Annotated in this window: 23 protein-coding genes; 11 read left to right on the top strand and 12 right to left on the bottom strand. The window is 58.4% G+C overall.

The window, feature by feature from the left end:
* Positions 1–167 precede the first annotated feature (167 nt).
* Positions 168–1,244: an S-methyl-5-thioribose-1-phosphate isomerase gene (mtnA, locus tag ACWKV9_RS02860; RefSeq protein WP_483834563.1), complete on the bottom strand. Its 1,077-nt coding sequence runs from the start codon at positions 1,242–1,244 to the stop codon at positions 168–170.
* Between the two features lie 185 nt (positions 1,245–1,429).
* On the opposite strand from mtnA, the gene ACWKV9_RS02855 reads away from it, so the two are divergent.
* From ACWKV9_RS02855 to ACWKV9_RS02835, 5 genes are all read left to right on the top strand, one after another.
* A complete protein-coding gene (locus ACWKV9_RS02855) occupies positions 1,430–2,767 on the top strand; it encodes a TRZ/ATZ family hydrolase (RefSeq protein ID WP_483834562.1) in 1,338 nt (445 codons plus the stop codon).
* A 63-nt stretch (positions 2,768–2,830) separates the two neighbouring features.
* Positions 2,831–3,529, top strand: coding sequence for a bifunctional 2-polyprenyl-6-hydroxyphenol methylase/3-demethylubiquinol 3-O-methyltransferase UbiG (gene ubiG, locus ACWKV9_RS02850; RefSeq protein WP_483834561.1), 699 nt, complete (start codon positions 2,831–2,833; stop codon positions 3,527–3,529).
* A gap of 3 nt (positions 3,530–3,532) precedes the next feature.
* On the top strand, positions 3,533–4,204 hold the full coding sequence (gene mupP, locus ACWKV9_RS02845; protein ID WP_483834560.1) for an N-acetylmuramic acid 6-phosphate phosphatase MupP: 672 nt from the start codon (positions 3,533–3,535) through the stop codon (positions 4,202–4,204).
* Positions 4,205–4,327: 123 nt separating this feature from the next.
* On the top strand, positions 4,328–5,071 hold the full coding sequence (locus ACWKV9_RS02840) for a YciK family oxidoreductase (protein ID WP_483834559.1): 744 nt from the start codon (positions 4,328–4,330) through the stop codon (positions 5,069–5,071).
* A 186-nt stretch (positions 5,072–5,257) separates the two neighbouring features.
* Entirely contained in the window at positions 5,258–6,184 is a 927-nt protein-coding gene (locus ACWKV9_RS02835) for a GGDEF domain-containing protein (RefSeq protein ID WP_483834558.1), read from the top strand.
* A gap of 3 nt (positions 6,185–6,187) precedes the next feature.
* Here the strand turns inward: ACWKV9_RS02835 and ACWKV9_RS02830 are convergent, their stop codons facing one another.
* The 7 genes from ACWKV9_RS02830 to ACWKV9_RS02800 form a co-directional block, all read right to left on the bottom strand.
* Positions 6,188–6,988, bottom strand: a complete 801-nt coding sequence (locus ACWKV9_RS02830) for an iron-containing redox enzyme family protein (RefSeq protein ID WP_483834557.1) — start codon at positions 6,986–6,988, stop codon at positions 6,188–6,190.
* A 38-nt stretch (positions 6,989–7,026) separates the two neighbouring features.
* Complete coding sequence (locus tag ACWKV9_RS02825) at positions 7,027–9,492, bottom strand: EAL domain-containing protein (RefSeq protein WP_483834556.1); 2,466 nt, start codon at positions 9,490–9,492, stop codon at positions 7,027–7,029.
* 271 nt (positions 9,493–9,763) lie between these two features.
* A complete protein-coding gene (locus ACWKV9_RS02820) occupies positions 9,764–11,653 on the bottom strand; it encodes an ABC transporter ATP-binding protein (RefSeq protein ID WP_483834555.1) in 1,890 nt (629 codons plus the stop codon).
* Positions 11,583–12,218 carry a DsbA family protein gene (locus ACWKV9_RS02815; RefSeq protein ID WP_483834554.1) on the bottom strand — a complete coding sequence of 212 codons (636 nt, stop codon included), beginning with the start codon at positions 12,216–12,218 and terminating at the stop codon, positions 11,583–11,585. Before ACWKV9_RS02815 ends, ACWKV9_RS02820 begins: the two co-directional genes overlap by 71 nt.
* A gap of 3 nt (positions 12,219–12,221) precedes the next feature.
* The gene (gene trhO, locus ACWKV9_RS02810) at positions 12,222–13,196 is read right to left on the bottom strand and encodes an oxygen-dependent tRNA uridine(34) hydroxylase TrhO (RefSeq protein ID WP_483834553.1); all 975 of its coding nucleotides are present in this window, start codon (positions 13,194–13,196) and stop codon (positions 12,222–12,224) included.
* 247 nt (positions 13,197–13,443) lie between these two features.
* Positions 13,444–13,740, bottom strand: a complete 297-nt coding sequence (locus ACWKV9_RS02805; RefSeq protein WP_483834552.1) for a BolA family protein — start codon at positions 13,738–13,740, stop codon at positions 13,444–13,446.
* Positions 13,741–13,756: 16 nt separating this feature from the next.
* The gene (locus tag ACWKV9_RS02800) at positions 13,757–14,290 is read right to left on the bottom strand and encodes a DUF2059 domain-containing protein (RefSeq protein ID WP_268797344.1); all 534 of its coding nucleotides are present in this window, start codon (positions 14,288–14,290) and stop codon (positions 13,757–13,759) included.
* A gap of 248 nt (positions 14,291–14,538) precedes the next feature.
* Here ACWKV9_RS02800 and ACWKV9_RS02795 point away from each other — a divergent pair, with 248 nt between their 5' ends.
* From ACWKV9_RS02795 to ACWKV9_RS02785, 3 genes are read left to right on the top strand one after another with little or no spacing between them, the layout of a single operon-like run.
* Complete coding sequence (locus ACWKV9_RS02795) at positions 14,539–15,933, top strand: class II fumarate hydratase (RefSeq protein WP_483834551.1); 1,395 nt, start codon at positions 14,539–14,541, stop codon at positions 15,931–15,933.
* On the top strand, positions 15,926–16,540 hold the full coding sequence (locus ACWKV9_RS02790; RefSeq protein ID WP_483834550.1) for an NAD(P)H-dependent oxidoreductase: 615 nt from the start codon (positions 15,926–15,928) through the stop codon (positions 16,538–16,540). The genes ACWKV9_RS02795 and ACWKV9_RS02790 overlap by 8 nt, the downstream gene beginning before the upstream one ends.
* Positions 16,541–16,582: 42 nt before the next feature.
* Positions 16,583–16,795 carry a DUF6316 family protein gene (locus tag ACWKV9_RS02785; protein WP_483834549.1) on the top strand — a complete coding sequence of 71 codons (213 nt, stop codon included), beginning with the start codon at positions 16,583–16,585 and terminating at the stop codon, positions 16,793–16,795.
* A 30-nt stretch (positions 16,796–16,825) separates the two neighbouring features.
* Here ACWKV9_RS02785 and ACWKV9_RS02780 read toward each other — a convergent pair whose 3' ends face one another.
* Both ACWKV9_RS02780 and ACWKV9_RS02775 read right to left on the bottom strand, forming a co-directional pair.
* The gene (locus ACWKV9_RS02780) at positions 16,826–17,416 is read right to left on the bottom strand and encodes a tRNA-uridine aminocarboxypropyltransferase (RefSeq protein ID WP_483834548.1); all 591 of its coding nucleotides are present in this window, start codon (positions 17,414–17,416) and stop codon (positions 16,826–16,828) included.
* A gap of 23 nt (positions 17,417–17,439) precedes the next feature.
* Positions 17,440–18,333 carry a LysR family transcriptional regulator gene (locus tag ACWKV9_RS02775; RefSeq protein WP_483834547.1) on the bottom strand — a complete coding sequence of 298 codons (894 nt, stop codon included), beginning with the start codon at positions 18,331–18,333 and terminating at the stop codon, positions 17,440–17,442.
* A 256-nt stretch (positions 18,334–18,589) separates the two neighbouring features.
* On the opposite strand from ACWKV9_RS02775, the gene speB reads away from it, so the two are divergent.
* The 3 genes from speB to ACWKV9_RS02760 all read left to right on the top strand — a co-directional run bounded on the left by speB (position 18,590) and on the right by ACWKV9_RS02760 (position 21,659).
* Positions 18,590–19,540: an agmatinase gene (speB, locus tag ACWKV9_RS02770; RefSeq protein ID WP_483834546.1), complete on the top strand. Its 951-nt coding sequence runs from the start codon at positions 18,590–18,592 to the stop codon at positions 19,538–19,540.
* Between the two features lie 213 nt (positions 19,541–19,753).
* Positions 19,754–21,133, top strand: a complete 1,380-nt coding sequence (locus ACWKV9_RS02765) for a sodium:solute symporter family protein (protein WP_483834545.1) — start codon at positions 19,754–19,756, stop codon at positions 21,131–21,133.
* A gap of 235 nt (positions 21,134–21,368) precedes the next feature.
* Positions 21,369–21,659 carry a hypothetical protein gene (locus ACWKV9_RS02760; protein WP_483834544.1) on the top strand — a complete coding sequence of 97 codons (291 nt, stop codon included), beginning with the start codon at positions 21,369–21,371 and terminating at the stop codon, positions 21,657–21,659.
* Between the two features lie 125 nt (positions 21,660–21,784).
* On the opposite strand, the gene ACWKV9_RS02755 is transcribed toward ACWKV9_RS02760, so the two are convergent.
* The gene (locus tag ACWKV9_RS02755; protein ID WP_483834543.1) at positions 21,785–21,910 is read right to left on the bottom strand and encodes a PA1414 family protein; all 126 of its coding nucleotides are present in this window, start codon (positions 21,908–21,910) and stop codon (positions 21,785–21,787) included.
* Positions 21,911–22,092: 182 nt separating this feature from the next.
* Positions 22,093–23,544 carry an NCS1 family nucleobase:cation symporter-1 gene (locus ACWKV9_RS02750; RefSeq protein WP_483834542.1) on the bottom strand — a complete coding sequence of 484 codons (1,452 nt, stop codon included), beginning with the start codon at positions 23,542–23,544 and terminating at the stop codon, positions 22,093–22,095.
* Positions 23,545–23,661: the final 117 nt, after the last annotated feature.

Raw genomic sequence — 23,661 nt, 5'->3', positions numbered from 1 at the left:
GCTGCATTGAGCCCTCCTGGAAACCGCCGGATGTTACCACAATCGCCGTCAGGCACGAAGACTTTGAAAGCGCTGAATATGGGCCATTTCGCCACCAGACGCCTGAGAAGCGCTTACAGGGCCCAATAGAGGGTTGAGTAACCCGAATCGAGTCTCCCGATCGCCGATCAATGCAAGCGCTTTCTGCACATTAACTGAGTCATTTTTGCGGTATCGGGACGCTCGACGATTCCCTTCTCGGTCACGATGACATCGATCAGATCGGCAGGCGTCACATCGAACACAGGATTGAACACGTCGACATCGGCGCTGATCCGCTGCCCGCCAATTTCCAGCAGTTCTCGACCGTCCCGCTCCTCAATCGGGATGTCATCGCCACTGGCAAGCGCCATATCGATGGTGGAACTGGGAGCGACGACCATGAAGCGCACCCCGTGATGCATGGCGGCGACGGCCAGTTGATAGGTGCCGATCTTGTTCGCCACATCGCCATTGGCAGAGATGCGGTCAGCGCCGACGATGACCCAGGTTACGCCTTTGGTCTTCATCAGATGCGCGGCAGCGGAGTCGGCGTTAACCGTGACCGGGATGCCCTCATTGACCAACTCCCACGCCGTCAGCCGCGAGCCCTGCAGCCATGGACGGGTTTCGTCGACGTACACGCGCTCGATCATGCCTTCTATATGAGCGGCGCGAATGACACCCAGAGCAGTGCCGAAACCTCCAGTAGCCAGGGCACCGGTGTTGCAGTGGGTCAGGACGATTTGCAGATTACCCTGATGCTTGCGGATCAAGTCGGCGCCCAACTGCGCCATGGTCAGGTTGGCTTCGCGATCACTGAGATGAATGCCGACGGCCTCGGCTTCCATGGCAGCCCGCGGATCATCGTGATGCTTGAGCCGCTGCAAGCGTTCGCGCATGCAGTTCAGCGCCCAGAACAGATTCACCGCAGTGGGCCGCGAATGGGCCAATAAGGTGAAATCTTGCTCAAGCGCTGCGCGCCAGTCGCCGCCCGCAGCAAAACGGTCATTCACCGCGAGCGCAATACCATAGGCAGCGGCGATACCAATGGCGGGCGCGCCACGAACCACCATCGAACGGATGGCCTCGGCCACGTCTTCGGCGGTCGTGCAAGCAATCCAGGTTTCTTCGCGCGGCAGAACCCGCTGATCGAGCAGATGCAACGTACTGTCCCGCCAATCGATGGCCTTCGCCTTTTCCGCAGCCATTAGCCGATCGCGCATTGCACACCCCACATGATGATGATTCGAAAACACTACGCCAGACGCGACATACCGCAAGACGCTAACCGCCAAAGCCCGGAAGCAAATAGCCACCAGCCAAAAAAGCGGCCGATTATAGCGAGCCGACCGCGAAGACGCTCGGGTATACTTCGCCCTCCCCGTACCATGCCAATGGATGCCCCGCCATGCCGGATTCCGCCGCGCCGCTCGACCTCTTGCTCCTGCCCACATGGCTGGTACCGGTCGAACCTGCAGGCGTCGTGCTTCAAGACCATGCGTTGGGCATCCGCGAAGGCGTCATCGTTTACATCGGCCCTGCCGCGCAAGCCCTACGACTCAACGCCACAGAAATCCGCGAGCTGCCCGGCATGCTCCTCAGCCCCGGCCTGATCAACGCCCACGGTCACGCGGCCATGACGCTGTTTCGTGGTCTGGCGGACGATTTACCGCTGATGAGCTGGCTAGAAAACCACATCTGGCCCGCCGAGGCGAAATGGGTGAACGAGGCCTTCGTCAGTGACGGCACCGACCTGGCTATCGCCGAGCAACTCAAGGGCGGCATCACCTGCTTCTCTGACATGTACTTTTTCCCGAAGATCGCCTGCGACCGCGTCCACAACAGCGGCATCCGCGCGCAGATCACCGTGCCGGTGCTGGATTTCCCGATACCTGGTGCGCGTAACGCCGACGAATCCCTGCACATCGGTGTCGAGCTGTTCAACGACCTCGCCCACCACCCCCGCATCAAAATTGCCATTGGTCCTCACGCACCGTACACCGTCAGTGACGAGAACCTGGTGAAGATTCGGGTCATCGCCGACGAGCTCGATGCGATGATTCACATGCACGTGCATGAAACGGCTTTTGAAGTGCATCAAGCCGTCGAGCAAACCGGGGAGCGGCCTCTGGCGCGGCTCAATCGTCTCGGGCTGCTTGGACCACGGTTCCAGGCGGTGCACATGACACAGATCAACGATGACGACATGGCGCTGCTGGTGGAAAGCAACTCCAGCGTGATCCACTGCCCCGAATCGAACCTGAAACTGGCCAGCGGCTTTTGCCCGGTGGAGCGCCTGTGGCAGGCCGGGGTCAATGTCGCCATTGGCACAGACGGCGCGGCGAGTAACAACGATCTGGATCTGCTGGGCGAGACCCGAACCGCCGCGCTGCTGGCCAAGGCCGTCGCCGGCTCAGCCACGGCACTGGATGCCCATCGCGCGCTGCGCATGGCGACATTGAACGGTGCGCGGTCAATGGGGATCGAAGCACAGACCGGCTCGCTGGAACTGGGCAAGGCTGCGGACATGGTGGCCTTCGATCTGTCCGGACTGGCTCAGCAACCGATCTACGATCCGGTGTCACAGCTTATATATGCCACTGGCCGCGATTGCGTGAGCCACGTGTGGGTCGCAGGCAAGCAACTGCTTGAAGACAAGCGCCTGACCCGGATGGACGAACACGCGCTGACCGAGAACGCCAAGGCCTGGGGCCGACGCATATCCGGACAGCCGGAATTGACTTAGTGCCGTTTGGGCCTCGGGGCCGAAACAGGACAATCGCTTTTCAAGATTTTAGAGGGAACACACATGAGTAACGTCGACCACGCGGAAATTGCCAAATTCGAAGCCCTGGCCCATCGCTGGTGGGATCGCAACAGCGAATTCAAACCGCTGCACGATATCAATCCTTTGCGCGTCAACTGGATTGATGAGCGAGTTAATCTTGCCGGCAAAAAGGTTCTGGACGTCGGTTGTGGTGGCGGGATTCTGAGCGAGGCCATGGCCCTGCGCGGCGCCACCGTCATGGGTATCGACATGGGCGAGGCGCCACTGGCGGTAGCGCAGCTGCATCAGCTGGAGTCCGGAGTGACGGTCGAATATCGGCAGATTACCGCCGAGGCACTGGCCGAAGAAATGCCCGAGCAGTTCGATGTGGTGACCTGCCTGGAGATGCTTGAGCACGTACCGGACCCTTCCTCGGTGATCCGGGCCTGCTACAAGATGGTCAAGCCGGGCGGCCAGGTGTTCTTTTCCACCATCAATCGCAACCCGAAGGCGTATCTGTTCGCGATCATCGGCGCCGAATACATCATGAACCTGCTGCCCCGCGGCACTCATGATTTCAACAAATTCATCCGCCCTTCCGAATTGGGTGCCTGGAGCCGCAGCGCAGGCCTCAACGTCAAGGACATCATTGGCCTGACGTACAACCCGCTCACCAAGCACTACAAACTGGCGTCCGACGTCGACGTCAACTACATGATCCAGACCCTGCGGGAGGCCTGATTCATGCGCCTGAGAGCTGTTCTTTTCGATATGGACGGCACCCTGCTCGACACTGCGCCGGATTTCATCGCGATCTGTCAGGCGATGCTCGCCGAGCGCGGTTTTGCGCCCGTGGCGGACAAGTTGATTCGCGACGAGATTTCCGGCGGCGCCAAAGCCATGGTGTCGGCGGCGTTTGCCATGTCCCCCACCGCGCCGGAATTTGAAGCGCTGCGCCTGGAATTTCTCGAGCGCTACCAGCAGGACTGCGCAGTACACAGCAAGCTGTTCGACGGCATGGCCGAACTGTTGGCCGACATAGAAAGCGCGAAGCTGATCTGGGGCGTGGTGACTAACAAACCGTTGCGCTTTGCGCAGCCGATCATGGAGCAGTTGGGGTTATCCGAGCGCTCGGCGGTATTGATCTGCCCGGACCACGTGACCAAAAGCAAGCCTGATCCAGAGCCGCTGATCCTGGCCTGCAAGATGCTCGATCTGGACCCTGCCAGCGTGCTGTTCGTCGGTGATGACCTGCGCGATATCGAGTCGGGCCGCGACGCTGGCACCAAGACGGCGGCTGTGCGTTACGGTTATATCCATCCCCACGACAACCCTGATCACTGGGGTGCCGACGTGGTAGTGGATCACCCTTCCGAACTGCGCAAGGTTCTGGATAACGCTTTGTGCGGGTGTTGATTGGCGCTAAGCGCCTGTAGGAGCGCGCTTGCCCGCGAAGACGTCGGCAGGCTCGTTATCTATTTCCACTGACACACCCTAATCGCGGGCAAGCGCGCTCCTACAGATTCAGGAGGTACCTCGATGTTCAATTACTCTGCACCGCCGCATCTTCTAAAAAACCGAATCATCCTGGTCACCGGTGCAGGCCGTGGCATCGGTGCCGCAGCTGCTAAAACCTATGCAGCCCACGGTGCGACGGTCCTGCTGCTGGGCAAAACCGAAGCCAATCTGACCCAGGTTTACGACGAGATCGACGCTGCGGGTCACCCGCAGCCGGTGGTGATTCCATTCAATCTGGAAACCGCCCTGCCCCCTCAGTACGACGAACTTGCCGCCATGATCGAAAGCGAGTTTGGCCGTCTGGACGGCGTGCTGCACAACGCATCGATCATTGGACCGCGTACACCCATCGAGCAGTTGTCCGGCGAGCATTTCATGCGGGTGATGCACATCAACGTCAACGCGATGTTCATGCTGACCTCGACATTGTTGCCACTGCTCAAACTGTCCAACGACGCCTCAGTGGTGTTCACTTCCAGCAGTGTCGGGCGCAAGGGGCGGGCGTATTGGGGGGCTTATGGCGTCTCCAAGTTCGCCACAGAGGGCCTGATGCAAACCTTGGCCGATGAACTGGACAACGTCGCACCGGTTCGCGCCAACAGCATCAATCCGGGTGCGACCCGCACCAGCATGCGAGCCCAGGCGTATCCGGCAGAAAACCCGCTGAACAATCCGACACCTGAAGAAATCATGCCCGTCTATCTGTATCTGATGGGTCCGGACAGCACCGGCATCAATGGTCAGGCGTTCGATGCACAGAAGTGACTGTCGCCCCGTGAATGCGGGGTAACTTCCCGCATTTCTACAAAACAAATAGCACTTACTCCTACCGCCTGTCAGCCGACCGCTCTAACTCAATCCTCTTAATATCGATGGACGGTGTGAACGCGATGACCCGAATTCGCTCAAAGACTGCCAAGCCCCAGCAGCGATGCATAGAGGAACGAAAACTTGAGTTTTTCTACCCGCACCAACGCAATTGACTTTGACAGCGCCAAGCTGCAGCGACTCGGCTTCGCTCCGCCGACACACGCCGCACACGAGCCGGTCGATCTTGAAATATTGCGTCAGCAACTTGGGCTGCAGCTTCAAACCAGCCTCGAAGCCGAGAAAATACTCGGCTTGTTTTTCCGTTGTGTGCAGCGCCTGGTTCCGCTCAAAGGCCTTCAGTTCATGCACAAAGGCACCGATCTGCGACTGGAACTGGGCTCACGCGCCCGCCAGCACGCCAGTTTCGACATGAGCCTTAAAGGCGAGCACATGGGCGAGGTCGTGTTCCAGCGGGACCTGCGTTTCAATGATGAAGAGCTCATGCAGCTCGAATCGCTATTGGCCTGCCTGCTGCACCCGATGCGCAACGCTTTGTTGTACCGCGCGGCCATGCTCAGCGCTCTGCGTGATCCACTGACTGGCGCGGGAAATCGCGTGGCAATGGAACAAACCCTCGCACGGGAAACGGAAATCGCACGGCGTCAACAGCTTCCGCTCTCGGTGCTGATGCTCGATATCGATCACTTCAAAAGCATCAACGACACCCATGGCCATGCCACGGGCGATCAGGTGCTCAAAGCAGTGGCGCAAGGAATCAAAGACCGCATGCGCAACATCGATCAGGTGTTCCGGTTTGGCGGGGAAGAATTCTTGATCGTGCTGTCCAACACCGGTCGTGAGCCAGCCGCGTTAGTCGGCGAACGCCTGCGTAACGCGGCACTGCAGCTCACTTATCCTGTTGATGGACGCCCTGTGGAACTGACCGTCAGCATCGGCTGTTCGACGCTGCTGCCGGGGGAAACCGCCGACAGCCTGGTGCGTCGTGCCGATACCGCGCTTTATTCGGCCAAGCGCCAGGGGCGCAACCGCCTGGAAATGGCGGGCTAAGCCTTACTGCATCAGCGCAACCCGGCGTTCGCGCAGAGGAGTAATGACTTCCCGTTGCGGTCGCTCCAGGGTCATGCAACTTTCGAGAAACAGATGCATGTACTCGTAGCTTTTGCAGATTGCCATTCGCAGTTCGGCCTGCAATTGCGCACTGGGGTTGTTACCCGCCAGCGTGCAAATGATCTCCAGCGCCTCCCACGGATGAGCATCGTCGTACTGCGCGTGCATCTTGAGCCACTTCATCGCACGCTTTCGCAGGTCCGGCGGGAATGAATCCGCGTAAGTGTCCTGAGAACAGACTACCGCTGACCACTCACCCGTCGCCCCTTCAATGGCGTAGTTGGTCGCGGCAATCGCCACCACCAACGAATCCGACGAGCACGCGTGCCAGCACCAGTGACTCAATGCATGAAGTTCGGAAGGGACACGTTGCGCTTGCAGGTCTTCAAGATTGACCCCGTGTGCCGCACTCCAGTTTACCCAGTAGTCGGCGTGATTGAGTTCGACCCGAATATTGCGCATCAACCAGCGACGCGCCATGTCTTCACCCGGATGTCGGGCGAAACGGGTTTTGGTCAAGTTATGGGCCATATAGACCGCAAACTGTTCCACCACAGGCCAGCCGCCAATCAAGTAATGGCGCATGGTTTTGGAGCTCAGTGTTCCATCTCGCATACGTTGATAAAGTTCATGCCCTACCACCTTGGCCTTGGCGCCACTGCAATTTTCAATCAATTGCTGCGCCCAGGAGGGGTAACTGCTGGCATCCATCAGCGGACCGGTTCTAATGAACATATCGATCACTGTGTAGCTCCTTATTGAGTGTTTCGCATCGGTGTCATTCAGCGGAAAGTCCCGGGGGCGCTGAACAACATGGGGGTCTGCCTCGCGGGCCGTGCGTGCAGACGTTCACAGGTGAATAATTGCGGTCGCTCGATTACATACCCCTGAGCGTAGTCCACACCGATTTCCAATAACGCCTGCTCTATCTGAGGGCTTTCGACGAACTCAGCGATCGTCTTTTTGCCCATCACATGTCCGATATGGTTGATCACTTCTACCATCGCCCGATTGATCGGATCGTCGAGCATGTCTTTTACAAAACTGCCATCAATCTTAAGGAAATCCACAGGCAAATGTTTCAAGTAAGCGAATGACGACATGCCTGCACAGAAGTCATCCAGGGAAAACCTGCAACCCAGACTTTTAAGTTCGTTGATAAACCGAATAGCGCTGCCTAAATTGGAGATCGCACTGGTTTCGGTAATCTCGAAACAAATAAGTTCGGGCGGTATTGCGTAAATTTCGAACTGCTGCCGCAGATATTCGAGAAAAGCGTCATCACCAATACTGGTGCCTGACAAATTGATCGCGCAAACCGCCAACGGCCCCTGCCTGTGTTCGTCACTCAGGCAGCCGGAGATGATCTTGAAGACGTTCTGCACCACCCAGCGGTCGAGTGTGGTCATCATCCCGTAGCGCTCGGCGGCAGGGATGAAACTGTCCGGAAGGATCATCCGCCCGGACTCGTCACGCAGGCGCAGCAGGATTTCTACATGTCCGTTACTGTGATCCGCAGTCCGCCCCAACGCAGCGATTTCCTGTGAGTACAGGCAGAACCGGTTGTCCTCCAGAGCCATATGCAGACGCTGAATCCAGGCCATTTCACCAAAGCGGGTCGACAATTCCGAATCGTCATCGTGGTAGACCTGAACCCTGTTGCGACCTTTCTCCTTAGCCATGTAACAAGCCATATCAGCTGCCCGCAAGGAGGTTTCCAGGCTGGCCGGGGCATTGGACACATTCACCAGTCCGATGCTGATGGTGGTCATGAAGGGACGGCCCTTCCAGACAAAATGCAGGCTTTCAACCGTCTGACGCAGCCCCTCGGCGATCCGTTCTGCGGCAGCGGCCGAACAATGCTCCAGCAAGATCCCGAACTCGTCGCCCCCCAACCGCGCCAGGGTGTCCCCGTCGCGAATGCCCTGTTGCAGCAACACGCAAATGTGGCGCAGCAATTCGTCTCCGGCTGCATGGCCACTGGTGTCGTTGACCAGCTTGAATTGATCCAGATCCAGAAACATCAGTGCGTGATTGCCAGGCTGAGTTGCCAGGCTCCCCAATGCCTGCTCAAGGCGGTATTCAAACTCACGTCGGTTGGCCAATCCGGTCAGCGCATCGTGGGTCGCCTGCCAGGAAAGATTGGCGATGTACTGCCGCTCCCGCGTCATGTCACGCAGCACCAGCACAGCACCGCTGACCTGGTTTTCGGTCTGGATGGGCGAGCCGGTAAGCGCCACCGAAACCGTACTGCCATCAAGCCGCTGGATCAGCTTGGAATGCTCGCTGCCGCCGATGAGTTTCCCGCTGAGGATGTGTTCGATCAGCGTCGAGCTGTCTTTTTGCTCGTTCTCGTCAATCAAGCTGAACAGCGCGGCCAGCGGTAGACCGGCGGCCTGATCGTTTTTCCAGTGGGTCAATTGCTCGGCGGCGGGGTTCATGTAAGCGATCGAGCCTTCGACATCGGTGGTAATGACCCCGTCGCCGATCGACTCAAGAGTAATCTGCGCCCGCTCCCTCTCCACCTGCAACGCGGTTGCAAAAGCGTGCCGCTGCACGAGCAATTTGTCAGTGCGCAGCAAAGCCAGAATGATGAGGCATAGCGCAGTGGCGAGGTTGGTGACCAGCAGGATGCGCAGGATGACCCGCGAGCCTTCGCCCAGTGCATCGCTGAACGCCTTGGCTGCTGGCGTCACGCCCTCATTGATGGCGCTGATCTGCGCCCGCCATGTCAGCACATCGCCATTGGTAGCGGTGCCATCGACGACCCGCCGATGAATTTCGCGGGCCACTTCATCGAGCTGCAGCAGATAATCGTCGCCGACCTTCCACAGATCGATAGCCCTTTCCAGATAGCTGAAATGACGGAAATTGAGGTACAGCCAAATGATGCTGGCGGCATCGTCAGGATCGTTACCACCCTGCAAGATGCCTGCGTTGGCGCGTGCGATATCGGGAACGGGTTGGTCAAGGGCGACCCGAAGATCATGCCCGCCCTGGGGAACGGCGATGGCTTGCTGATATTTCAGGTAATTGATCTCATCACGGCTGTTCGCGTAGAGATTGAGGTAATAAATAGCGTCCTTCTGGCCTTTGGACCAGAGGCTTTCGCCGCCCACGTAACTGCGTACCGCAGACATCATGTAAAGGCTTACGCATCCCAACAGTGCCTGCAACAGCACCACTGCGATAAATGGCCACACGATACCCAGCAGACGGGGCTTCTCAAGAATCCGCTTTTGCTTCATGGCGTCCCTTTCATCAGCACTGCCAGATACTTGCTCCCGGTTCCGGCTCTCCATTTTGAGCCCGAGGGGAATCGGCTAATTTCCACGATGCAGCGAACGGTTCTCACAAATGTTGCACATACAGACCCGCTAATACTGTGTAGCGGGGACCTAAATGGGGCGTTGTAGAGGCTCGGCTTGCAGCTGAGACCCAAGCATAGTTGAAGAAATGACGTGTTCCACTGGCGATACGCCATTTCGTGAACTTGAGCTCATTAACCGATAGACAGCACTAAACTTGCTGCAAATGACCATAAAGTCGAGCGTAAAGCCCTCCATCTGCAATCAATTGCAAGTGGTCGCCATCTTCGGCAACGCTGCCGCCGTCAAACACCAGTACGCGATCAGCCTGTTTCACCGCCGATAGTCGATGAGCAATGATCAAAGTGGTACGTCCGCTGAGAAACAGCGCGAGTGCCTGATGCAGGCTGTATTCGGTGGCAGCGTCCAACGCAGAAGTGGCCTCGTCGAGTATCACTACTTTTGGATCGGACAAAACCATGCGCGCAATCGCCAGGCGCTGACGCTGGCCGCCGGACAATCGCACGCCCGAGCGCCCGACGATGCTGTCCAGCCCTTGCGGCAGCGCGCGGATGGTGGCATCCAGTTGGGCGATTTCCAATGCCTGCCAGCACGTCTGATCGCTGCGCTCGCGACCCATTGTCAGGTTGGCGCGCACGGTATCGTTGAACAGCGCCGGGTGCTGCAAGACCACTGCGACATTGTCGCGCACGGTTTCCAGGCCGATCTCCTGTAAAGTGGCGCCGCCGTAGCAAATGCTGCCCGCCTCTGCGGTGTACAAACCCAGCAGCAGTTGCACCAGCGTGCTTTTACCGCCGCCGCTGGCACCGACGATAGCGACCTTTTCACCCGGCGCGATCGACAGGTTCAATTGATCCAGAACCGGCTCATCTCCGTAACTGAAACGCAGTCCGCGGACTTCGATACCCACGGTCTGCTGCCCCACGAATGGATCAGCACCGCCCGAATACTGCGGCTCGTCAGCGCGCGACAGCAGCTCATTGATACGGGTCAGTGCCCCACCCGCCGCATAAAACGCGTACTGCAGATTAAGCAGCTGCTCCACCGGACCGATCATGAACCACAGGTAACTGAACACCGCCAGCATGTGCCCGATGGACAGGTCGGAGAACAGAACCGTAAGCATGGCTGCCGCACGAAAAATATCGATGCCGAACTGAAACAACAGCCCGCTGGCGCGATTGGACGCATCGCTCTTCCATTGAGACGCCACGGCGAAATCGCGAACCTCCTGCGCCCGCAGGCCAAGGCGTCCAAGGAAATAACCTTGTCGGTTACCGGCGCGCACTTCCTGGATGGCGTCCAGGGTTTCGGTCAGCGCTTGAGTGAAGCGTGAGGTGCTGTCGTTTTCCAGTTTCTTGAGGGTTTTGACGCGCTTGCCCAACTGCACCGTCGCGAAAATCACCAACGGATTGAACAGCAGAATCAACAGCGCCAGTTGCCAATGCATCCACAGCAAAATCGCCGATGTGCCGGCCAGCGTCAGCACCGCAACCAAAAACTTGCTCAGGGTTTCGCCGACGAATTTGTCCACCGTGTCCAGATCGGTCACCAGATGCGCGGTCACCGTACCGCTGCCCAGGCTCTCGTATTCGCCCAGAGATATGCGCTTGAGCCGCTCGATCAAACGAATGCGGATGCGATAGACGATGTCTTTGGCGAGCCGTGCGAAGAGTCGGGCCTGAACCACGTTGAAGACCAGCGCACCCAGGCGCAGGCTCAACGTCACCAGCAGCATCAAACCGATGTAGCCAACGGCTTTTTGCAGGCTGTCAGGCAGCAGGTGATTCATGAACTTCAGTGCGCTGTCGCCGTGGCCCAACAGCACTTCGTCCACCAGCAAGGGCAGCAACAAGGGGATCGGCACCGAGCACAGCACCGCGAAGGCGGCAACGGCATTGGCGATCCACAGAGACTTTTTATGATGCAGGGCCAGGCGACGGATTTCTGCCCAGCTCAGTCGATCCACACGCACGGACGGATCATTGGTCAGAGACGGTTTATGAGGGTCAGGCACTGGCGGCGCGCTCCAGCCAGCGGCTGAGCAATGGCGCCAATTCGTCCAGCGACTGATAGCCATTAGTCAAAAGCGCCAACTGGCCTTTGCGTTCAGCAAACAAAGTCGGAAACCCGGCGATGCCCAAGTCCTGAACCCAGCTGAAATCAGAAGCAGTGGCCGCCAGTTGCTCAGCACTGTCAAAAGCTTCGGCAAACTCGATTTTCGGCAAACCCGCTTTTTCGGCCAGTTCGGTCAGCACCGAGGCCTGGGTGACATCGCGGCCTTCCAGATAGAACGCCTGTTGAATCTCTTTGACCAATCGCCAAGCGATGTCCGGAGCCAGGCTGCGCGCTGCGACCACGGCCCGGCACGCAGGCTCGGTGTCGTAGACGAAGCCATCAGGCAGCGCGCCTTCGAAACGAAATGACTGGCCGGTGGTGTCTTTGACCGCCTGCCAGTGCTCAAGAATGTAACGCTTGGTGGTCGGTTCCAATGCCGCGCCGCTGCCAGTGCGCAAACCGCCCACTACCAGATGCAGCGGCAGTCCGGCCGCCCTCGCCTGCTCGACCAGCGCCTCGGCAACCGGCGCAAAACCCCAACACCAGGAACACATCGGGTCCATCACGTAGAGCAGGCGGGCTTGCATGGGTCAGGCCTCGTTGGAGTGGCTTTCTTTTTTGGACTCAGCGTCGAGCGCACGGTAGTTGCGACCAATAGGATGAGGCTGGTTGCGCGCTTTCGCCAGTTCGATCTGCTTTTGCCGGTCGATGGCGCTGCGGCGGGTCTTCTCGCTCAGCTTGTCCCAGCAATGCGGGCAACTGACGCCAGGCGTGTAGTGCTCGCTGGCGCGGTCTTCTGCGCTGATCGGCGTGCGGCACGCGTGGCATTGGTCGTAGTCGCCTTCGGTCAGGTCATGACGCACAGTGACGCGGTTGTCGAACACGAAGCAGTCGCCGCGCCACTGGGTTTGTTCCTGGGGCACTTCTTCCAGGTATTTCAGGATGCCGCCCTTGAGGTGATAAACCTCCTCGAACCCTTCGCCGAGCATGTAGCTGGACGCTTTTTCGCAGCGAATGCCGCCGGTGCAGAACATCGCCACTTTCTTGTGTCTGGACGGATCGAAGTGGGCTTTTATGTACTCCGGAAACTCACGAAAGCTAGTGGTCTTGGGGTCGATGGCGCCTTCGAAGGTGCCGATGGACACTTCGTAATCGTTGCGCGTGTCGATCAGCAGAACTTCAGGGTCGGCGATCAGGGCGTTCCAGTCCTTGGGATCAACGTAGGTGCCGACCTTTTTATTCGGGTCTACGCCTTCAACACCCAGGGTCACGATCTCTTTCTTGAGCTTGACCTTGGTGCGGTAGAACGGCTGATCGTCGCAGTACGATTCTTTGTGATCGATATCGACCATGCGCGGGTCTTTTTTCAGCCAGGCCATCAGACCGTCGATGCCTTCACGGCTGCCGGATACCGTGCCGTTGATGCCTTCGTCGGCGATGAGCAAGGTGCCTTTGATGCCGTTGTCGACCATGGCCTGCAGCAGCGGCTCGCGCAACTGGACGTAATCGGACAGGGTGACGAATTTGTACAACGCCGCGACGACGATAGGGGCGGTTTGGGTCATGTTGCGTCTCCAGGTGGCGACCCTCGCAAAGGGCCTACCGGATGAAAATTCAGGTAATAGCGTGCCGACCGGGCAACGCGGCGCGGATTCTAGCAAAAACGAGGGGGGTTCAGACAGGACGGGTGATCAGCGGAACGGACACTGCAGGAGCGCGCTTGCCCGCGATGGCGTCGGTACAGCCGACACATCTTCATCGGCAGATCCGGCCCGTTCGCGGGCAAGCGCGCTCCTACACAATCACCGCGAGCTACGCATGCCCACCCGCGCAAGTCGGTGAAGCCGGTACAAGACCGAGCTTGGACCATTCTTCCGGGGTATAGGTGTGCAACGCCAAGGCGTGGAACTCGCCCATCAGGCCGCCCAAAAGGCCGTAGACCTTCTGGTGCCGCTTGACCGCATTGAGCCCCGCAAACTGATCACTGACCAGAATCGCCTTGTAGTGAGTTTCCTCACCGCGACTGTGCATGTGGCTTTCGTTCAGCACCTCAAGATGCTGAGGTTGAAAGACCGACAGCGCGGATTCTATTCGCTGTTGCATGCTCATTGGAGGGCTTCGCTGCTTATGGCTTTTTGGCAGGTGCTGGAACCGCGGCAGGCTTGCCGGCCGGTGCCAGTTCAGTGGTCATGTCAGCCAACAGCTTGTTGACGACAGGCACTGCGCTTTCCAGTTTGCTCTGGGTCAACTGAGCAGATTGCTGAGTCAGTTCAGGCATTTTGGTCAGTACTTTCTTGCCCAGTGGCGACTCGTAGAAGGCCACCAGATCTTTCAGCTCTTTCTCGGTGAAGTTGGAGGTGTAGAGCTTGACCATGTCCGGCTGCAGCTTGTTCCAGCCAATGGCCTGGTCCAGTGCGGCGTTGGCCTTGGCCTGATAAGTTTCAAGCGTGGCTTGCTTGGAGGCAGGCGCCTTGGTTTCGGCGAAGCGCTGAGCGAACATTTGCTGCACTTGCATGTAAACCGGCGTGCCCAACTTGTCGGCGTGAGCCAGTTTGAGGAACGTCATAGCGCTGGCTTCGTGGCTGGCGGTATCGGCGAGAACCTGGCCGCTGGCACATACCAGAGCAACCGCAGCACAGATGGCACGAATACGGGTCATCGAGTTTCCTTTCTAGCTTACGAGGCAGAACCCCAAGACCGAGCATTCTGCGCCCCTTTTTGCGTTGCGCTCAACCCCCGACCCTACGAGCGGTTAAATCGGCTGCCGATCAGGGCACGTTTTGACAGGACCTGAGTAGCTGTTTTGACGCACTATGTCGGCTCGCGTTCTTTTCATGCAGTCAGGCGTGGAACCCGACCGGGTTCTCAGGGCCTAAACTGCGCAATCGACCTTGAGGAGAGAGTCCAGTGAGCCGTACCGAAACCGACAGCATAGGTCCGATCGAAGTCCCCGAAGACGCTTACTGGGGAGCCCAGACTCAACGTTCGTTGATCAATTTCGCCATTGGTCAGGAACACATGCCGCTGCCAGTGCTGCACGCATTGGCCCTGATCAAGAAAGCCGCAGCGCGGGTCAATGATCGCAACGGCGACCTGCCAGCAGACATCGCCCGCCTCATCGAGCAGTCCGCTGACGAAGTGCTCAGTGGCAAACTCGACGACCAGTTCCCGTTGGTCGTATGGCAGACCGGCAGCGGCACCCAGAGCAACATGAATGCAAACGAAGTGATCGCCGGACGCGCCAACGAGCTGGCTGGTAAAGGCCGTGGCGGCAAGAGCCCGGTGCATCCGAACGACCACGTCAATCGCTCACAAAGCTCCAACGATTGCTTCCCTACCGCCATGCACATCGCGGCGGCGCAAGCCGTGAAGGAACAGCTACTGCCAGCCATTACCGAGCTGTCGGCCGGGATTTCCGAGCAATCTTCGCGCTACATGAAACTGGTGAAAACCGGCCGCACGCATATGATGGACGCGACGCCGATCACCTTCGGCCAGGAGCTGTCGGCCTACGTGGCGCAGCTCGATTACGCCGAAAAAGCTATTCGCGCCACTCTGCCCGCCGTCTTTGAACTGGCACAAGGTGGCACTGCCGTTGGCACCGGCTTGAACTCCCCTCACGGCTTTGCCGAAGCAATTGCCGCTGAACTGGCCGCTCTGTCGGGCTTGCCTTTCGTGACCGCGCCCAACAAGTTCGCGGCGCTGGCAGGACATGAGCCGCTGACCGCACTGTCCGGCGCCTTGAAGACACTGGCCGTGACCCTGATGAAAATTGCCAACGACTTGCGCCTGCTGGGTTCCGGCCCCCGCGCAGGTCTGGCTGAGGTCAAGCTTCCGGCTAACGAGCCGGGCAGTTCGATCATGCCGGGCAAGGTCAACCCGACCCAATGCGAAGCGCTTTCGATGCTGGCGTGTCAGGTCATGGGCAACGATGTGACCATTGGTTTCGCTGCAAGCCAGGGTCATCTGCAACTGAACGTCTACAAACCGGTGATCATCCACAACATCCTGCAATCGATCCGCTTGCTGGGCGATGGCTGCCGCAATTTCAACGAGCACTGCATCGCGGGCATGGAGCCGGACGCCGAGAAGATGGCAGAGCACCTGGAACGCGGCTTGATGCTGGTGACGGCGCTCAACCCGCACATCGGTTATGACAAATCGGCGCAGATCGCCAAGAAGGCCTACAGCGAAGGGCTGACCTTGCGTGAAGCGGCGTTGGCGCTGGGCTTCCTCACCGATGAAGAGTTCGACAACTGGGTACGTCCCGAGAAGATGCTAGAGGCAGGAAGCAATGGTTGAGGCCATCAGCGGCGCCACCCCACTGGAAGGGTACGGCAAGCGCATCTTGATGATTTTCGGCACGCCGAAAAGCATCAGCCTCTGCCACGCTCTCGGCGAAGCCTATGCCCAGGGCGCACGCAGCGAAGGCCATGTGGTGCGCATGCTCAAACTTGAGGAGATGGAATTCGATCCGGTGCTGCATGGCGGATACGACTCAAGCCAGACGTTGGAGCACGATTTGCTTGAGGCCCAGCGCGAGATTCACTGGGCCGAGCATCTGGTGTTTGTGTACCCGGTCTGGTGGGGCGGCCTGCCTGGCTTGCTCAGCGGCTTTTTTGATCGAGTGTTTACGCCGGGCTTTGCCTTCAAAGCCCACGGGCGCAAGCATCCTTCCAATGAACTGCTGCGTGGCCGTACTGCCGAACTGTTAGTGACCATGGACACGCCGTCGCGGTATTTCCGCTGGATCTACGGCGCTCCGGCACACAAGCAAATGACTCGCACGATTCTGGAGTTCTGCGGGATCAAGACCAAACGCCTGACGCAATTCGCGCCGGTGCGCACTTCCACCGAAGAACAGCGCCAGCAGTGGATTCGCCAGGCTGAAGGTTTGGGCAAGAAGTAATACGATGGATCAACCTCAACGCTTCAATCCTCGGAGAAGGTTATGTTAGGCAAACGCGAACAAGATCCAGACGCCAGAGTGCAGTTCCGCAGTGATCGTGTGTCTCTGGTCAACGGCATGTATTTCTTCAGCACCCGTGAAAACACTCTGGAAGGTCCATTCCCCAGCCGTGACGAAGCCGTGAAAGAGACCGAGGCCTACATCAAGCGCATGCAAGGCCGTAACTCCGGTCAATCTTCGGAATTGAACGGCTGATTGAAGCTCAGCCATACCGGCATCTGCCACTTACAGGTGATTACGTTGGTAGGTCTGTTCGCCCATTGCTGCAATCTGGCCTTCGATCAACGCGTCGAACGGCCTGAGCAATGCCTCGAACGAGGTCTGCGGCTCCAAGGTGTGCAACGCATGGACGATAGCTTCCAGCGTAGATAACGCATCCGGCCCCGGCGCCTTGCGCAGACGGTAGCGCGAAATCGGCGCATCGTTCAGCGTGACCCTCGGTAATGCCGCCAGCAACGGATTGAGGTGCAGCAACTTTCGCGCCTTGCGCCATGTGCCATCGGGCACAACCAGCAGGGTCGGCAGCGGCGCCTTGGCTGAGGCGATCAAAGGTTGCGCATCGTCTCCCGGAAACAACAGTCGCGGCTGATAACCCGGCAGGTCGAGCAATTGCTGCAAATCCTCGAACACCTCACCCACCACCAACTGCGCATTGTTCAGGCCCAAGACCGCCAGCCGCGCGGTGTTCAGCGCGTGATTGACCTCGCTGGGGTGCTGCAAGATCAACACTCGTGTGCGGCTGTCGAGCGCCGGAATCAGCGCACACAAGCAGTGGTTTTCAGGTCGCAGGCAGCGTTCGCATCGGGCGCGGGCCATGGGTTATTCCTTGTAAAGCGGTATCACAGCGGGTTGAGCTGAGCCTTCAGCAGATCGCGGAAGGTCTGGATCAGAGGCTCGCGACTGCGGCCCCGTCGCAGGATCATCGAGAACGGCGCCTGATAGCCGAAAGTGGCTGGCAACAAAACCCGCAGCTGACCGGAGTCGACCCAGGATTGCGCGTAGTGCTCTGGCAAATAACCGATGTAGGCGCCAGATAGCACCAGAATCAGCTGCGCTTCCATACTTTCTACCGTTGCCGCGCTGTGCTTAAAGCCGTGGCGCGCAAGCTCCGCCTGGCTCCAGTAACCCCGCCCGACCATGCGCTGCTGAGTGATCACCGGCTCAGGAATTCGTCGCTCGTTGAACAACGGATGGCGGCTGCTGCAATACAGCCAATGCTGCTCGCGGTACAGCGGCTGATAGAGCAAACCGTTCATGCGCGTTGAAAATGAACCGATTGCCAGATCCAGCCGGTTATCCAGCACGCCAAGTTGCAGTTCATAGGGACTCATGACCGAGAGGTGCAAATGCACCGCCGGATGCTCCTCACTGTAGGCACCGATCACTTCGGCAAACGGCAGCGCGCGGTCGCTGACGGTCGAGTCAAGCACGCCCAGGTTCAGCGTGCCACGCAGTTCGCCCTTGAGCGCGGCGGCGTACAGTTCGAAGCCTTCCAGCTCGCCCAGCAGGCGCAGGGTTTCCTGATGGAACAATTCGCCCTTGCTGGTCAGACTGAAACCGCCCCGCCCCCGATGGCACAGCACGATGCCCAGCGCAGATTCCAGCTGGCTCATGTAGGTGCTGATCGCCGAGGTCGACAGGTTGAGTTCTTGCTGCGCGCTGGCAAAGCCCTGATGGCGGACCACGCAGACGAAGATACGCAGCAGTTTCAGGTCGGGTAGTGCGTTGGCCATGACTATTCCGGTTTTCAGGTCGCCAGATGACTTGTGGGAGCGGACCTGTCCGCGAAGACGCCGGAACGGTTGAAAATCTTAGTCGGCCTGAATGCCGCCTTCGCGGACAGGTCCCCTCCCACATTTCGCGCAGCTTACCCGATACTTCAGAAATCTCTGAACTAAGTATTTCTCCCCAGCGATTGTTCCTGTTCGCCGCGCTTCGCAGAATCCGCCCCAGGCAAAACCACTCTCCAATAACCGATGAGGCAATCCCGTGGACAAGATTTTCCACCAACCACTGGGCGGCAACGAAATGCCGCGCTTCGCCGGCATCGCCACCATGATGCGTCTGCCCCACCTGCAAACGGCCGAAGGCCTGGATGCCGCGTTTATCGGCGTACCCCTGGACATTGGCACGTCGCTGCGCGCTGGCACTCGTTTCGGCCCGCGGGAAATCCGCGCTGAATCGGTGATGATTCGCCCCTACAACATGGCCACCGGCGCTGCGCCGTTCGACTCGCTGTCGGTCGCAGACATCGGCGACGTGGCGATCAACACCTTCAATCTGCTGGACGCAGTGCGCATCATCGAAGAGGCCTACGACGGCTACCTAGAACACGGCATCATCCCGCTGACCCTGGGCGGCGACCACACCATCACACTGCCGATCCTGCGGGCCATCCATAAAAAGCACGGCAAAGTCGGGCTGGTTCACATTGATGCCCACGCTGACGTCAACGATCACATGTTTGGCGAGAAGATCGCCCACGGCACCACTTTCCGTCGCGCGGTTGAAGAAGGTTTGCTCGATTGCGACCGCGTGGTACAGATCGGTCTGCGGGCGCAGGGCTATACCGCTGAAGATTTCAACTGGAGCCGCAAACAAGGCTTCCGTGTGGTGCAGGCTGAAGAATGCTGGCACAAGTCACTGGCGCCGCTGATGGCCGAAGTGCGCGAGAAAGTCGGCGGCGGCCCGGTGTATCTGAGCTTCGACATTGACGGTATCGACCCGGCATGGGCGCCAGGCACCGGGACGCCGGAAATCGGTGGGCTGACCACTATTCAAGCTATTGAGATCATCCGTGGCTGCCAAGGCCTGGACTTGATTGGCTGCGATCTGGTGGAAGTCTCCCCGCCCTACGACACAACCGGCAACACCTCGTTGCTGGGCGCAAACCTGCTGTATGAAATGCTCTGTGTGCTGCCGGGGGTGGCGCATCGCTAGCTAACGGCTACGCCAAAACCGTAGGAGCGCGCTTGCCCGCGAATGCTGTATGTCAGTCACCAAATTCGGTGCAGATTAATGACAATCGCGGGCAAGCGCGCTCCTACAAATGCACACCAATAATTCAATAAAACCGCTCACCCGCTGACTGCCTGCTTTTTCTCAGACGGCTGATTCGTGCCTCACTATAAAAACAAAGATTGGAGACACCGCATGACCCTGGATATTTTCGTCGTCGTCATTTATGCCCTCGGCATGCTCGTGCTGGGCTGGTACGGCATGCGCAAAGCCAAAACCCACGAAGACTACCTCGTCGCCGGACGTAACCTGGGCCCCAGCCTGTACATGGGCACCATGGCCGCAACCGTTTTGGGCGGCGCGTCCACTGTTGGCACCGTGCGTCTGGGGTATGTCCACGGGATTTCCGGCTTCTGGCTCTGCGCCGCGCTGGGCCTGGGCATCATTGCCCTGAACCTGTTTCTCGCCAAACCCCTGCTCAAACTGCGTATTTTCACCGTCACCCAAGTGTTGGAAAAACGCTATAACCCCATGGCTCGTCAGGCCAGCGCGGTGATCATGCTGGCCTACGCCTTGATGATTGGCGTGACCTCGATCCTCGCCATCGGCACGGTGATGGAAGTTCTGTTCGGGTTGCCGTTCTGGGTATCAGTTTTGCTGGGCGGCGGCGTGGTGGTGGTTTACTCGACCATCGGCGGCATGTGGTCGCTAACCCTGACCGACATCGTGCAGTTCGTGATCAAGACCGTCGGCTTGATGTTCATCCTTCTGCCCATCTGCCTCTATCGCGTCGGCGGCTGGGACGAACTGGTCAGCAAGCTGCCAGCGTCGAGTTTCAGCTGGACCGCCATCGGCTGGGACACGATCCTTACCTACTTCCTGATCTACTTTTTCGGCATTCTGATCGGCCAGGACATCTGGCAACGGGTGTTCACAGCGCGCACTGAAAAAGTGGCGCAGTACGCCGGCACCGTCGCTGGCGTGTATTGCATCTTCTACGGCCTGGCTTGCGCGCTGATCGGCATGGCAGCGCACGTGCTGCTGCCGGATCTGCAAAACGTCAATACGGCGTTCGCCGCCATCGTCAAAGCCTCTTTGCCCGATGGCATCCGCGGCCTGGTGATTGCTGCCGCATTGGCGGCGATGATGTCCACTGCAAGCGCCGGCCTGCTGGCGGCGTCGACGACGCTCACAGAAGACCTGTTGCCCAAGTTGCGCGGCGGCAAGCAATCGAGCCTGGGCATCAACCGCTTGTTCACCTGTCTGACCGGTTTCGTAGTGCTAGCCATCGCGCTGGTGGTTAACGATGTGATCAGCGCCCTGACCCTGGCCTATAACCTGCTGGTGGGCGGCATGCTGATTCCATTGATGGGGGCGATTTTCTGGAAACGCGCGACCACCGCAGGCGCTATCACCAGCATGGTGTTGGGGTTTGTTACCGCACTGGTCTTCATGCTCAAGGATGGTCTGGACGCCAACACGCCGATCTATTGGAGCCTCGCAGTGGGCCTGGTGAGCTTTGTGCTTGTCAGTCTGTTCTCGCCACGGCCTATGGAGGTGCGCGCAACAGCATGAAGCTGGACCTCAAATCAACAGGACGCCCGAGTGGCGTCCTTTTTTGTGGGATCGGATAAAAGTCGCACGCCGATGCAAGCCCCCTCGGCGAAACTTCAGCTAGCCTTGATCCCAGAGCCGCTGACACCTGCAATTCAGCGTCGGGTTTGAGCGAAACCGACCGCGCAGTTGGCTCCCCACCACCCTCTGTCTTTTGAAGTAAGGGTCTCTCTACGACATCACAGCAGAGGCATTCATGGACCGCCCGGAAATCTACCAGCACGTAATCGATGCACTCGGCAAGATTCTCGTCGATAAAGATCCCATCAGAGACGATGCGCTGATGACTGACCTGATTCTGGACAAGCAGGACTTCGACCAGTTTTTCAGTGATTTACAGTCAGATTTCGGCATCGTGATGCCACCGCGCCTCAAGGCTGAGCTGTCGCAACTGCCGGACAACGATGAACATCATCAACTGACCCTGAACGGATTCGTGGATGTGATCGCGGCAGAAATGAAAGACAGAAACCTGCTCAAACGCTGATGCGTTTAATTACTGATTGGGCAGGGATTAGTCAGGAACCGGCTGTTGAATAACAGCATCGGGAGCGGGCATTCGCGGGCTATCGAGTGATAGCACCGCAGGTCCGGGTACGTTGTGCGTGGGAATCAGCGCCGAGGTTGGCGGCGCTTGTCGTCATTAGTGCGCACGGGAATAGGCTGTAGCTTGGGGGGATCGATCAAACCCAGCGCAACACCTACATCATGGAGCCATTCTTGCAATTTGCTGTTCATGTTAACGCCCCCTTCAGGGAAATTCTCGGCAGCTGACCTCTGAGCTACCTACGGCAGATCATAGTGCCTGAGCGCACTTTACGCCTGCTACGGAGTGTCGCGGCAGATATTTTTTCTCGTAGCGAGAAATCTGACCAACTGAACAGCCTATCGACAGAAAGCGGCCGACAAACGGTGCCGTTTTAGCTCATGGCAACCGGGGCCAGGGCCCCGCCCTCATGGGCTTGCGTACGACGGGCCAGGATATAGAACACAGCGCCGCCCAGGAAACATCCGGTAAACCATGCAAAATTTGCCATCACCTGCAACGCAGGAATGAAAGTAATCGCCAAACCGGCCAATGTTGCCAGCACCAATGCCTTGACCGCTGTGTAGTTCACCCCGCCGGTGTACCAATAACGGCCTGTCGGGCCGTCGTTGAAGAGCGCATCGACATCGATCTGCTGTTTCTTGATCAAGTAGAAGTCCACTAACAAGATGCCAAACAAAGGTCCGATGAATGCGGCGAGCACATCAAGCGTGTAGTGGATTACCTGCGGATTGTTGAACAGGTTCCAGGGCGTGATGAAGATCGAAGCTACGGCCGCGATCATTCCACCAACGCGCCAGCTGATCTTGCTCGGCGCGACATTAGCGAAATCGAATGCAGGGGATACAAAGTTGGCGACGATATTGATGCCGATGGTGGCAGTTACGAAAGCGAAGGCTCCGAGCAGAACGGCTACGTCGTTATCGATGCGCGCAACGGTGGCAATCGGGTCATGCAGCATCTCACCGAACACGGGCAGTGTCCCTGAAACAATGACCACCGTTACCAGTGAAAACGCCAGAAAATTTACTGGCAGGCCCCAGAAATTTCCGCGCTTGACGTCGGCCATGCTGCGGCAATAACGACTAAAATCTCCAAAATTCAGGGTCGGACCGGAGAAGTAAGACACCACCAGAGCGGTAGCCATGACGATCTGCGAAAACGCTTCCCAGCCCGTCAGGGATTTCTCGGACAGGGTGAAACTGATGTTTGCCCAGCCAGCTTTCCATACGATCCAGCCCGCCAGCATGAACATTACGGCGTAGACCACCGGCCCTGCCCAGTCTATGAACCGGCGAATCGAATCCATACCGGTCCAGAACACCGCAGCCTGAACCACCCACAACGCCAGGAATCCGAACCATCCCAGGTAGGAAAGCCCGGCAAAATGCGGCTCGGCGAAAACGCCCATTTGCGGGAAAAACCGCAGCACCACGATGATCAGCGCACTGGACGCCAGATAGGTCTGGACGCCATACCAGGCAACTGCAATCAGGCCACGAATGATCGCCGGGATATTCGCCCCGAAGACACCGAACGCCAGCCGGCAGATGACCGGATAAGGCACGGCCGCCTGCTGGCTGGGTTTAGCGAGCAAATTGGCGATCACCTGAATAAAGCAGATGCCCACCAGTAGCGCGATCAATACCTGCCAACTCGCAAGGCCAAGCGCGAAGAGGCTGGCCGCGAACACGTAGCCCCCGACGCTGTGCACGTCGCTCATCCAGAAGGCGAAAATGTTGTACCAGGTCCACTTCTGCGGCAGCGGACCGAGATCCTCGTTATACAAGCGTGGGCTGTAAGCTTTGGGGCTTGGCTCGGTCATCGCATTTCTCCCTGAAGACGAACAAGCTCCCGAGTAACGTCTTATGCACACTGCGTACGGGAGCGCATGTGGGTTGTATACGAATGGATAGGCAGAATGCGTGCCAGAGTGATTTTG

The organism is Pseudomonas corni, assembly GCF_057128765.1.
This window is presented reverse-complemented; position numbering and strand designations above follow the sequence as displayed.

Coding starts and splice junctions, on each gene's coding strand:
- ACWKV9_RS02780 (WP_483834548.1), bottom strand. CDS start 17,416: ATGGCCCGCGCCCGATGCGAACGCTGCCTGCGACCTGAAAACCACTGC.
- ACWKV9_RS02790 (WP_483834550.1), top strand. CDS start 15,926: ATGGTTGAGGCCATCAGCGGCGCCACCCCACTGGAAGGGTACGGCAAG.
- ACWKV9_RS02805 (WP_483834552.1), bottom strand. CDS start 13,740: ATGAGCATGCAACAGCGAATAGAATCCGCGCTGTCGGTCTTTCAACCT.
- ACWKV9_RS02815 (WP_483834554.1), bottom strand. CDS start 12,218: ATGCAAGCCCGCCTGCTCTACGTGATGGACCCGATGTGTTCCTGGTGT.
- ACWKV9_RS02825 (WP_483834556.1), bottom strand. CDS start 9,492: ATGAAGCAAAAGCGGATTCTTGAGAAGCCCCGTCTGCTGGGTATCGTG.
- ACWKV9_RS02765 (WP_483834545.1), top strand. CDS start 19,754: ATGACCCTGGATATTTTCGTCGTCGTCATTTATGCCCTCGGCATGCTC.
- mtnA (WP_483834563.1), bottom strand. CDS start 1,244: ATGCGCGATCGGCTAATGGCTGCGGAAAAGGCGAAGGCCATCGATTGG.
- mupP (WP_483834560.1), top strand. CDS start 3,533: ATGCGCCTGAGAGCTGTTCTTTTCGATATGGACGGCACCCTGCTCGAC.
- ACWKV9_RS02855 (WP_483834562.1), top strand. CDS start 1,430: ATGCCGGATTCCGCCGCGCCGCTCGACCTCTTGCTCCTGCCCACATGG.
- ACWKV9_RS02820 (WP_483834555.1), bottom strand. CDS start 11,653: ATGGCTATCAGTCGCTGGACGAATTGGCGCCATTGCTCAGCCGCTGGC.
- ACWKV9_RS02755 (WP_483834543.1), bottom strand. CDS start 21,910: ATGAACAGCAAATTGCAAGAATGGCTCCATGATGTAGGTGTTGCGCTG.
- ACWKV9_RS02750 (WP_483834542.1), bottom strand. CDS start 23,544: ATGACCGAGCCAAGCCCCAAAGCTTACAGCCCACGCTTGTATAACGAG.
- ACWKV9_RS02840 (WP_483834559.1), top strand. CDS start 4,328: ATGTTCAATTACTCTGCACCGCCGCATCTTCTAAAAAACCGAATCATC.
- ACWKV9_RS02760 (WP_483834544.1), top strand. CDS start 21,369: ATGGACCGCCCGGAAATCTACCAGCACGTAATCGATGCACTCGGCAAG.
- ACWKV9_RS02775 (WP_483834547.1), bottom strand. CDS start 18,333: ATGGCCAACGCACTACCCGACCTGAAACTGCTGCGTATCTTCGTCTGC.
- ACWKV9_RS02785 (WP_483834549.1), top strand. CDS start 16,583: ATGTTAGGCAAACGCGAACAAGATCCAGACGCCAGAGTGCAGTTCCGC.
- trhO (WP_483834553.1), bottom strand. CDS start 13,196: ATGACCCAAACCGCCCCTATCGTCGTCGCGGCGTTGTACAAATTCGTC.
- ubiG (WP_483834561.1), top strand. CDS start 2,831: ATGAGTAACGTCGACCACGCGGAAATTGCCAAATTCGAAGCCCTGGCC.
- ACWKV9_RS02800 (WP_268797344.1), bottom strand. CDS start 14,290: ATGACCCGTATTCGTGCCATCTGTGCTGCGGTTGCTCTGGTATGTGCC.